This window comes from Burkholderia sp. Se-20378, assembly GCF_017104665.1.
Lineage (GTDB): Bacteria > Pseudomonadota > Gammaproteobacteria > Burkholderiales > Burkholderiaceae > Burkholderia > Burkholderia lata.
Window position 1 is genome coordinate 1 of record NZ_JAAGPG010000290.1, and the last position, 10476, is coordinate 10476.

The following is a 10476-nucleotide window of genomic DNA, read 5'->3' on the forward strand; positions in this document are numbered from 1 at the left end:
GCCCCGGCGGCGAGCGGCGCTGCCGGGTGGGACGATGACGCAGCCGACCGCACGCGCGCGCCGGCCAGCTACGACGGGCTGCAGGCGGCTGGCGAGGCCTTGCGCGGCGCGGTGCATGCGCATGGCTGCCGTTCGACCGAAGACCGCGACGCGCGCAACCACGTCGCCACCGTGCTCGGCTCGATCGCGTGGGTCGCACCGGCCGTCGACGACGCCAGCGGCGTCGTGCGCACGCTCGCGTCCGCACCGCATGGCAGCGCAGCCGGCGAAGCCGCCTGCTTCGACACGGTCGCGCGGCGGGCACTCGCCGCTGCGCTTTCCGACGGCCAGCAGAAAGTGCGCGACGCCACGCGCGCGATGCTCGAGGCGAACCTGCGGCTCGTGCTGTCGATCGCGCGCAAGTACATGAACCGCGGCGTCGACCTGCCCGATCTCGTGCAGGACGGCAGCCTCGGCCTGATGCGCGCGATCGAGAAATTCGAATACCGGCGCGGGTTCAAGTTCTCGACCTATGCGACCTGGTGGATCCGCCAGGCGATCACGCGCGCGGTCGCGGATCGCGCACGCACGATCCGCGTGCCCGTGCACGTCGGCGACCAGTACCAGCGTGTGCAGCGGCATGCGCTGCGTTTTCGCCAGCGCACGGGCCGCCGGGCGACGCCGGCCGAACTCGCGGCCGAAACCGGCCTCGCCGAGGACAAACTGCGCGCGGTGCTCGCGCTGCCTGCCGAGCCCGTGTCGCTCGACGCGCCGCTGCCCGACGCGGACACCGGCCTCGTGGAACTGATCGAGGACCAGGCATCGGCCAGCCCGTTCGAGCAACTGGCCGACACGCGCATGCGCGAGTGCGTGAGGTCGCTGCTCCGGTCGGTCACGCCGGCCGAGGCCGACGTGCTGCGCCGCCGGTTCGGCCTCGGCGGCACCGAGCCCGATACCTACGACGCGATCGCGCAGGACGCGGGCATGTCGCGCGAACGCGTGCGGCAGATCGAGAAACGGGCGCTCGCCGCCTTGCGCACGGCCGCCGAAGCCGAGAACGCGCAGTCGTTCCTCGACGCGTGATCGCGTCACGCGACGCACGGTCGTGCCACCTTCCGGCACGACCGTGCGCTTCGAACCTGTGCTACGTTTGCCATTGACGTGCGTCAAGTTTTCTTCATCGCGTGTCGCGACAATGATGAAAAGCCGACCGGCGCATCGTTCGCCGTGTCCATTCCGTTTGTGCTTCCCCGGGTCCCTCGCCATGCAGACGACCGCCAGCCAAACGTACGAGGAAAACCGGCATATCGCGACCTGCCTGCGCGAGGCGGCGCAGCGGCTGGCTGACCAGGGCGCGAATCCGTACCGAGTCGCCGCGTATCGCGCGTCGGCCGAGACGGTCGATGCGCTCGACCTCGACATCCGCGTGCTGTTCGAGTCCGGCGGCGTCGATGCGCTCGGGATGCTGCCCGAGATCGGCACGGGCGTCGCCCAGGCGATTGCCGAACTGCTGGTGACGGGGCGCTGGCGCCAGCTCGACCGGCTGTGCGGCGACGCCGAACGCACCTCCGCGTTCGAAGCGGTGCCGGGCATCGGCCACGCACTCGCGCTGCGCATTCACGACCTGCTGCACATCGATACGCTCGAGGAGCTTGAACGCGCAGCCCGCAACGGCCAGCTCGAGACGATCTCGGGCGTCGGCCCGCGGCGCGCGGCCGGCATCCGCACCGCGCTCGACGACGTGCTGAGCCGCCGCCGGCGCTGGCAGGGCCACGTGCAGGACGCCGGCCCCGGCACGGAGCCGCCCGTCGAACTGCTGCTCTACATCGACCGCCTGTACCGCAACAAGGCCGCCGCCGGCGTGTTGCCGACGCCTGGCGTTGTGCAACGCGTCACCGCGCATCGGCGCCCGAACGCGGACGGCTACGTGCCGCTGCCCGTGATGCACATGACCAAGGGCGGCTGGCATTTCACCGCGCTGTGCCTGCATGCCGCGATGCGCACGCCGGAGGCGTCCCGCCCGACCGACTGGGTGTCGCTCTATTTCTACGACGCCCTGCAATGCGAGCACCAGCGCACCGTCTTCACCGAAACGTACGGCTCGCTTATCGGCAAGCGCATCGTGCGCGGGCGCGAGCAGGAATGTCGCGTGTATTACGCGGGGTGAATCAGTCGTCGCCGGTTTCGTCGACGTCGAACGGCACGCCGAGCACCGATGCGATCTCGCGACATGCATGGATGAGCGTGCGTGTGCGGCGGCCAGAATAGTCCGCCGCAAGATAGAACCAGTTCGAATACGGCCCGCAATCGTCTTTACTGTTCCGTTTCGGTACGTCGAACCAGAACGTCACCATGTAGCCACCCTTCCAGCGAACCGGAATTACCTGCGTGAGCTGCATTCTCGTGATTGCGCCGTGGCGGAACCGGATGGTGTCGTCACCGACGCGGAACCCCGACCACGCGCCGTCGTTCGACACGAACACGGTCAGCATTTCGTCCGGCAGCGCGACGGTCGGGCCGTCTTCCGGGGCCAGCTCGGCCGCCGACACCATCGCCGCTCCCGAACCGTCACGCCCCGTCTCGACATCCACGTACGCTTCGATCGTCTGCTTCGCCTTGTCGTAGAAACTGCGCGTGACTTCGGACCGCACGGCGTCGGCGATCAGCACCAGCTGTTTGAATCGTGCCTGCTCGCCGTATCGACACGGCACATCGGGTAGGTCGTCGGGCTCGTCAGCCGGTTCGTCCTCCAGACTGTCGATCGGTGCAGGCGGTGCGGTCATGACAGACGGTTCAACGCCCCCGCGCCGCCGTGTCACCCAATCGATCCCCAACGCCAGCAGCACTTGCGGCGTCACCATCACGACGGCCACCGTCGCGAGCCCCGCGAGCATCCCGTAATGCGGCGCGACCCTCGATGCCGCAAATGCGGCAGGTAACACAAGCAAAATCCACACGCTGCAACCCCGTTGTTCCTGTTTGCGATGTCTGGCACCGCATGCCTCGGCGCACCACCCTGCCATCGGGCCGCCACGCCAGCCCGCCGATGCACGCTCGCCGCCTACGCGCCTTCCGTCTTCGTGCGGCGCGCCGGATGGCGATGCGCGGCGATGCGCAGCAGCTTCTGGAACGACGGGCATTCCAGATGGTTCGCTGCCGGGCACACGGCCGCATGCCGCAACGCATCGCGCACGGCGCCGAGACGGCGGATCGTACGGTCGAGTTCGTCGGCCTTGCCGTCGAGCTTCGCGCGATCGATCGCAGGCAGGCCGTCCGTGCCGACCATCGCGAGGATGTCGTCGAGCGAAAAGCCGGCCTCTCGGCCCAGTGCGATCAGCGCCAGGCGCTCCAGCACCGACTCGTCGTATTGCCGCCGCAACCCGTGGCGACCGGTCGGGACGATCAGCCCCTTTTCCTCGTAGTAGCGCAGCGTCGACGCGGGCAATCCCGAGCGTCGCGCCACATCTGCAATGTCCAGCCGGCTCATGCTTGACCTCAAGTGAACTTGAAGTTGCAAGATAGTCGCTCGACTCCATGAAGACAAGCCCGGACTGCCATGAAACCGCTGAAACCACGCTGTATGCCACTGCACTGCGCAGCCCTTTCCCTTCTCCGCGGAGGGGCGCGATGAGCGCGCCCGACGTCCTGCTCAACCTGTTGCTGATCGGCGCGGGCGCCACGCTCGTGATGGATCTGTGGACGCTGTTCCGGCGGCGCGCATTCGGCATTCCGTCGCTCGACTATGCGCTGGTCGGCCGCTGGATCGGTCACATGATGCAAGGCCGGTTCCGGCATGTGTCGATCGGCGCCGCGGCGCCCGTGCCGGGCGAACGCCCGCTCGGCTGGATTGCGCATTACGCGATCGGCATCGCGTTCGCGGCACTGCCCGTCGCGATCGCGGGCACGGAATGGATCGGCACGCCGACTCCGCTCCCCGCGCTCGTCGCCGGTCTCGCCAGCGTCGTCGCACCGTTCTTCGTGATGCAGCCCGCGTTCGGCTTCGGCATCGCCGCATCACGCACGCCGCACCCGGGCGTCGCGCGCCGGCGCAGTCTCATCACGCATCTGTCCTACGGTGTGGGGCTTTATCTGGCGGCGTTCACGCTCGCGGCGCTGGCCCGTTGAGCACATCGACTCGCCGAGATCGCAACAGGTAGCGTCGACTCAACCGAGCCGACGTCGACGCGCACGCACGCGCTTCGTCGAGCGTGACGGGCGCATCGTCCGGTGCCCGCCGGACGAAGGTCACGTCGGGCATCGGCACCGGCGCAACGGCAATGACAACGCCGCCTGCCGGCATGCGGGCAAACGCGGCGTGCCCACGCGCTGCCACCCGGTGTTTTCAAGTCGTTCATCCGGCCCGCCCATGTGGCGGCCCGCATCACTCTCCACCGCAGTCGATCAGGTTGTGGCGCACGCGCCCGAGCAGCCGCACCAGCGTATCGCGTTCGTCGGGCGTGAAGCCGCGCAGCCCGTCGTCGGCGACCGTGTCCCCCACTTCGAGCATCTGCGGAAAGATCTCGCGCGACTTGTCGGTCAGCCGGATCACGAATGCGCGGCGATCGTCGTCATTCGTGATGCGCTCGATCCAGCCATAGCTTTCCATCCGGTCGAGCAGCCGCGTGAGCGAGATCGGCGTGATCTCGAGCCATTCGGCGAGCCGCGCCTGATTCATCTCGCCCTTCCACGTCAGGTACGCGAGCACGCGGCTTTGCGCCCGTGTCAGCCCGATGCGCTTCGCACGCCGGTCGAACAGGCGTCCGTTCAGGCGGGCGACGTCGGCGATCAGATAGCCGATCCGGTTCTCGTAAGTCTTGTCCATCCGCGAATTATAGGGTCAAGCCTGAAACGGCCTCGGCTCGCGGCGTGGCGATAAGCGGATATATAATAAGCGTGCTTATAATTCCTGCCATACCGGATCGCCGCCCACGGCGACCGCCCCGTGGAGACACCCGCTTGAACCCCGCCGCCGACGCCCCCGCCTCGCCCGCACTGAACCGGCCGATGCTGACCCTGTCGATCATGCTCGCCACGCTGATCCAGACCCTCGACAGCACGATCGCGAACGTCGCGCTGCCGCACATGCAGGGCACGCTGTCCGCGTCGCAGGACGAGATCACGTGGGTGTTGACCTCCTATATCGTCGCCGCGGCGATCGCGACCCCGCTCACCGGCTGGCTGTCCGACCGGCTCAGCGTGAAACGGCTGCTGATCGTGTCGATCGCGGGCTTCACGGTCGCGTCGGCGCTGTGCGGGCTGTCCGAGACACTCGTGCAGATCGTCGGCGCCCGCCTGCTGCAGGGCGTGTTCGGCGCCGCGCTGGTGCCGCTGTCGCAGTCGATCCTGCTCGACATCAATCCGCGCGAGAAACAAGGCCAGGCGATGGCGATCTGGGGGATGGGCGTGATGGTCGGCCCGATCCTCGGCCCGACGCTCGGCGGCTGGCTCACCGACAGCTACAACTGGCGCTGGGTGTTCTTCATCAACGTGCCGATCGGCGCGTTCGCGCTCGCCGGCGTGATGACCTTCCTGCCCGCGCGCGCGCCGCGCCCGCACGTGAAGTTCGACGCGTTCGGCTTCGCGACGCTGGCGCTCGCGATCGGCGCGTTCCAGGCGATGCTCGACCGCGGCGAACAGCTCGACTGGTTCGGCTCGTACGAGATCCGCATCGAGGCGATCGTCGCGGCACTCAGCTTCGCATTCTTCCTCGTGCATACGGCGACCGTCGGCAAGGCGTCGTTCTTCAAGTCGGAACTGCTGCGCGACCCGAACTTCGCCACCGGTACGCTGTTCATCTTCGTGGTCGGCGCGGTGCTGTACGCGACGCGCGCGCTGCTGCCGCCGATGCTGCAGAACCTGATGGGCTACCCGGTCGCGACGACGGGCCTCGTCACCGCGCCAAGCGGCGCCGGCACGATGATCGCGATGCTGTTCGTCGGCAGGCTGCTGAAATACGTGGATGCGCGAATGCTGCTGCTCGCGGGACTGTCGATTTCCGCGCTCGCGCTATGGCAGATGATGCAGTACACGGTCGTGCTGTCCGAAGCGGACATCGTGTGGCCCGGCGTGGTGCAGGGCTTCGGGCTGGGGCTCGTGTTCGTGCCGCTGAGCGCGCTGTCGTTCTCGACGCTGCCGCCCGACCTGCGTGCGGACGGCACGGCCACCTACAGCCTGATGCGCAACATCGGCAGCAGTATCGGCATCTCGATCGTGCAGACGCTGATGACGCGCAACACGCAGGTCGCGCACGCCGACCTCGCGACCCACATCACGCCGTTCAACCCGGCCGTGCAGGCGATCGCCGGCAGCCGCCTCGACATCGCGCTGCTCGACCGCACGATCAACCAGCAGGCGTCGATGATCGCGTACCTGAACGACTTCAAGCTGATGTTCGTCGCGACGCTGCTGATGATTCCGCTGTTGCTGCTGATCCGCCCGCCGCAGAAAGCGGCGAGCGTGGATATCGCGCACGCGGCGATGGATTGACGGGCGCACGCGGCGCGCGCCCGCTTCGCCCGCGTCAGGCCTTCATCGTGCCCGTGCGCACGTAGCGCTCGTGCCACGACAGCGCCTCGGCGAGCAGGTGCGGCGTGTGCTTGCCGAAGCTGTCGCGCGACGCGCGCTCGAAGTAATCCTCGAGCATCGGCCGGTAGTCGGGATGCGCGCAGGTCGCGATGACCTTGCGGGCACGCTGCTTCGGCGACAGGCCGCGCAGGTCGGCAAGGCCCTGCTCGGTGACGACTACCGCGACATCGTGTTCGGTATGGTCGACGTGGCTCGCCATCGGCACGATCCGCGAGATCGCACCGCCCTTCGCGGTACTCGCCGACATGAAGCACGACAGGTAGCCGTTGCGCGCGAAGTCGCCCGAACCGCCGATGCCGTTCTGGATCTTCGTGCCCATCACGTGCGTCGAGTTCACGTTGCCGTAGATGTCGGCCTCGATCATCCCGTTCATCGCGATGCAGCCGAGCCGGCGCACGAGCTCCGGATGGTTGCTGATCTCCTGCGGGCGCAGCACGATCTTTTCGCGGAACGTCGCGATTTCGTCGGCGAAGCGCTGCACGGCGGCCGGGCTCAGCGACAGCGCGGTGGCCGACGCGAAGCTCAACGTGCCGTCCTGCAGCAGGTCGAGCATGCCGTCCTGGATCACTTCGGTGTACGCGGTCAGGTTCGAGAAGCCTGCCGAGCTGAGCTCCGCGAGCACCGCGTTCGTGATGTTGCCGACCCCCGACTGCAGCGGCAGCAGGTTTTCCGGCAGGCGGCCGCGCTTCACTTCATGGCGCAGGAAGTCGATCAGTTGCAGCGCGATCTGCTTCGACGTCGCGTCCGGCGCGGAGAACGCATTGCTGCGATCCGGCGCGTCGGTCTCGACGATCGCGACGATCTTGTCGGCCGGGCAGCGCAGGTACGGCTCGCCGATCCGGTCGTCGCTCTTCGTCAGCGGAATCGGCTTGCGGTGCGGCGGCAGCGCGGTGCCGTAATAGACGTCGTGCATCCCGTCGAGGCCGAGCGGCTGGCGCGAGTTGACCTCGAGGATCACGTGCTTCGCGCGTTCGAGCCAGGTCTTGTTGTTGCCGATCGACGCGGACGGAATCAGCAGGCCGTCCTCGCGGATGCCCGCGACTTCGACGATCGCGACATCGAGATCGCCGTACAGCCCGAACCATGCGTACTGCGCGACGTGGCTCAGGTGGACGTCCTGGTAGTCGACTTCGCCGCCGTTGATCTTGTCGCGCAACGTCGGGTCGGACTGGTACGGCAGGCGCATCGAGATGCCGTTGGTGCGGGCGAGCGCGCCGTCGAGTTCCGGCGCGGTCGATGCGCCCGTCAGCACGTTGATCCGGAAGTCCTCGCCGCGCGTGTGCGCCGCGTCGATGTGGGCGGCAAGCGCGGCCGGTACGGCCTTCGGATAGCCCGAGCCGGTGAAGCCGCTCATGGCGACGGTCATGCCGGGACGGATCAGCGCGGCGGCTTCGTCGGCGGTGCGGACGAGCGAACGCAGGGCGGGAGCGAGGATGCGTGATGAAGACATGGCTGGTTTCTGACGCTTTGGTCTGTCGTTGACGTCGCGGGGGGTGTCTCCGGAGCGACATGAAGCCCTTGGGGCCGCGAGGGGCGGCCGGCACCACAGGCACGGTCGGAGTATCGCAGAGGCCATTGCCGCGAAATGTCCGCTAAATGAAAAAGATCCTTGCCGGATTTGCCGGGTATCGAACGACCGTTCTGTGACAGGCGCTCCGTTTAAAGCGGATGCACGCGAAAGGTGCACGAAAGCCTTGAACCGAAAAACCGGCCGGCGATCGCCAACCCGCGCGCATCAATCGACGGATTTCAACTGGAATTTATTGCCTGTTGATCGGCAATTCCCGACACCCGTCCGGCGCGGCCAATTGTCACCCGATGCGGCTTGTCCCGACCTGACACACGTCAAGCTCGCACGCGCCGCGCGACGCTCGCCGGAAAGTGCGAAAAGCACCACCACACCGGCCTGTGAGGCCCGTCCGCCCTTGACAGCGGCGCGACGCGAACCACACTGGAATACGGATCCCGCCGCCCCGCTCGGTCGCCCTTTAGCGCATGCGCTTTTTGGCCGGCCGATCGCTGCAAGACGCGGTAACACTCCCTCATGTCAGGACATTGATCGAATAAAAAGCAACAAATTACAATTCCGTATATATTTCGCCGATGGACCAAAGAAAAACCGCCACACGTTCCGAACCGCCCCTGCCACGCACCTGGGATGCGCGGCTCGCGCGCTCGCTTGTCCGACCGCTCGTCGACACGCCCGTCACCCCGAATCACCTCACAACCGTTCGTCTGCTGATCGGCCTCGCCGGCGCCTGGTGCCTCGCGCACGGCGGCTTCGGCTGGAGCAATGCAGGCGCGTTCCTGATCGTGCTGTCGAACTTCGTCGACCACACCGATGGCGAGCTCGCGCGCATCAGCGGCAAATCCAGCAAGATCGGTCATTTTTACGACCTCGCGGCCGACGCGCTCGTCACAGTCGCGCTGTTCGTCAGCATGGGCGTCGGCATCGTCAACCAGGGCGGCCAGATGGCCGCGTCGCCGGTGCTGCTCGGCGCGGTGGCCGGCGCCGCCGTGGCGCTGATCTTCTTCCTGCGCATGCGGATCGAATCGTTCGCCGGCAAGGTCGGCACCAAGCAGGCATTCGCCGGCGGCTTCGAAACCGAAGACGTGCTCTACCTGCTGCCGCTCGTGACGCTGTTCGACGGCGTCGAGCCGTTCCTGCTCGCGGCGTCGATCGGCGCCCCGCTGTTCGCCGCGTGGGTCGTGTTCGACTGGTGGCGCATTGTCCGGCGCGGCCATGTTTCGCAGAATTCAACTGAAATCCAGGCTTCCAAATGACTCCTAGCACGCGCGACGACTCCGTGCTGAGCCCGGCACGCCCCGCGCCCGTGCGCGCGGCCGCAGCCGACCCCGATCGCACCGTGGCCGACTCCGTCGGCACGCTCGACCTCGACCGCCTGCGCGGCGACTACACGCGCCAGGGCTCGTTCCTGTACCTCGACGCCTTCCTGCCGGCCGACGCACATGCGAAGCTGGCCGACGCCGCGCGCGCGATGCAGGCCGGCCTGAACCGCAATTACCTGCCCGGCCACAAGCAGGGCGGCAGCGTGAGCCGTCATGCGATCGACGAGCAGGCGCCGTACATCGCCGAACTGTATCGCTCGAAGGCTCTCATCTCCTTCCTCGAGAAGGTCACGGGCGACAAGCTGATGCTGTCGCCGGAAGACGATCCGCACGCATACGCGCTGTATTACTACACCAAGCCCGGCGACCACATCGGCTGGCACTACGACACGTCGTACTACGACGGCCGCCGCTACACGCTGCTGATCGGCGTGATCGACGAATCGTCGTGCCGGCTCGACTACGAGCTGCACACGCGCAATCCGGACGTGGCCGACGAACCGGGCTCCGTCCAGATCGCCGACGGCGGCATCGTGCTGTTCGACGGTGACAAGCTGCGCCACCGCATCACGCCGCTCGGCCAGAACGAGATGCGCGTGTCGCTCACCTTCGAATACGTGACGAACCCCGGCATGCGGCCGTGGAAGCGCTTCATCTCGAACATGAAGGACGCGATCGCGTATTTCGGTTTCCGCCAGGTGTTCAAGCAACTGGCCACGCGACGCACGACCGGGTCATGACGCGCGCCGGCCTCATCCTGCTGTCCCTCGGGACCGCACTCTTCGTTGCACTCCTTGCCTGGCAGGGCGTCGGCGCGGTCGCGTCCGCGTTCCTCGCGGCCGGCTGGGGGCTCGCGCTCGTCGCGGCGTTCCATGTCGTGCCGCTCGTGATCGACGCGGTGGCGATCTCCGTGATGTTCCGTCCCGGCCAGCCGGGTGCCGAGCTCGGCAACGCGCTGCGCGCGCGCTGGGTCGGCGAATCGGTGAACAGCCTGCTGCCCGCCGGGCAGATCGGCGGCCCCGTGCTGATGGTGCGCCACCTCGCGCAGCGCGGCACGCGGAT

10 protein-coding genes and 1 pseudogene are annotated in these 10476 nt (G+C 67.5%); 7 read left to right on the top strand and 4 right to left on the bottom strand.

All coding sequences use genetic code 11. The features are described from left to right. Both G3N93_RS25405 and G3N93_RS25410 read left to right on the top strand, forming a co-directional pair. Positions 1 to 1062, top strand: a 1062-nt coding sequence (locus tag G3N93_RS25405; protein WP_206134205.1) for an RNA polymerase sigma factor RpoD/SigA, incomplete at its 5' end; no start/stop codon positions are given. A 181-nt stretch (positions 1063 to 1243) separates the two neighbouring features. Then, positions 1244 to 2146 carry a helix-hairpin-helix domain-containing protein gene (locus G3N93_RS25410; protein WP_174935764.1) on the top strand — a complete coding sequence of 301 codons (903 nt, stop codon included), beginning with the start codon at positions 1244 to 1246 and terminating at the stop codon, positions 2144 to 2146. A gap of 1 nt (position 2147) precedes the next feature. On the opposite strand, the gene G3N93_RS25415 is transcribed toward G3N93_RS25410, so the two are convergent. Together G3N93_RS25415 and G3N93_RS25420 are read right to left on the bottom strand one after the other, a co-directional pair. Beyond that, a complete protein-coding gene (locus tag G3N93_RS25415) occupies positions 2148 to 2762 on the bottom strand; it encodes a hypothetical protein (protein ID WP_206134206.1) in 615 nt (204 codons plus the stop codon). Positions 2763 to 3040: 278 nt separating this feature from the next. Beyond that, positions 3041 to 3466 (bottom strand): helix-turn-helix domain-containing protein, encoded by a 426-nt coding sequence (locus G3N93_RS25420; protein ID WP_174935768.1) that lies wholly within the window; start codon positions 3464 to 3466, stop codon positions 3041 to 3043. A 140-nt stretch (positions 3467 to 3606) separates the two neighbouring features. Between G3N93_RS25420 and G3N93_RS25425 the strand changes: the two genes are divergently transcribed. After that, positions 3607 to 4104, top strand: coding sequence for a DUF2938 domain-containing protein (locus G3N93_RS25425; protein ID WP_174935770.1), 498 nt, complete (start codon positions 3607 to 3609; stop codon positions 4102 to 4104). A gap of 256 nt (positions 4105 to 4360) precedes the next feature. Here G3N93_RS25425 and G3N93_RS25430 read toward each other — a convergent pair whose 3' ends face one another. Continuing rightward, a complete protein-coding gene (locus tag G3N93_RS25430) occupies positions 4361 to 4801 on the bottom strand; it encodes a MarR family winged helix-turn-helix transcriptional regulator (protein ID WP_174935771.1) in 441 nt (146 codons plus the stop codon). Between the two features lie 134 nt (positions 4802 to 4935). Between G3N93_RS25430 and G3N93_RS25435 the strand changes: the two genes are divergently transcribed. Next, complete coding sequence (locus tag G3N93_RS25435; RefSeq protein ID WP_174930357.1) at positions 4936 to 6465, top strand: DHA2 family efflux MFS transporter permease subunit; 1530 nt, start codon at positions 4936 to 4938, stop codon at positions 6463 to 6465. Positions 6466 to 6499: 34 nt separating this feature from the next. Here G3N93_RS25435 and G3N93_RS25440 read toward each other — a convergent pair whose 3' ends face one another. After that, the gene (locus G3N93_RS25440; protein ID WP_089474649.1) at positions 6500 to 8014 is read right to left on the bottom strand and encodes an acetyl-CoA hydrolase/transferase family protein; all 1515 of its coding nucleotides are present in this window, start codon (positions 8012 to 8014) and stop codon (positions 6500 to 6502) included. A gap of 653 nt (positions 8015 to 8667) precedes the next feature. Here G3N93_RS25440 and G3N93_RS25445 point away from each other — a divergent pair. From G3N93_RS25445 to G3N93_RS25455, 3 genes and pseudogenes are all read left to right on the top strand, one after another. Further along, positions 8668 to 9348, top strand: coding sequence for a CDP-alcohol phosphatidyltransferase family protein (locus G3N93_RS25445; protein ID WP_206134207.1), 681 nt, complete (start codon positions 8668 to 8670; stop codon positions 9346 to 9348). Continuing rightward, a complete protein-coding gene (locus G3N93_RS25450; protein ID WP_174935777.1) occupies positions 9345 to 10154 on the top strand; it encodes a 2OG-Fe(II) oxygenase in 810 nt (269 codons plus the stop codon). The genes G3N93_RS25445 and G3N93_RS25450 overlap by 4 nt, the downstream gene beginning before the upstream one ends. Further along, a pseudogene (locus G3N93_RS25455) lies at positions 10151 to 10476 on the top strand (lysylphosphatidylglycerol synthase domain-containing protein); the annotation flags it as partial. The gene G3N93_RS25450 and the pseudogene G3N93_RS25455, both read left to right, overlap by 4 nt.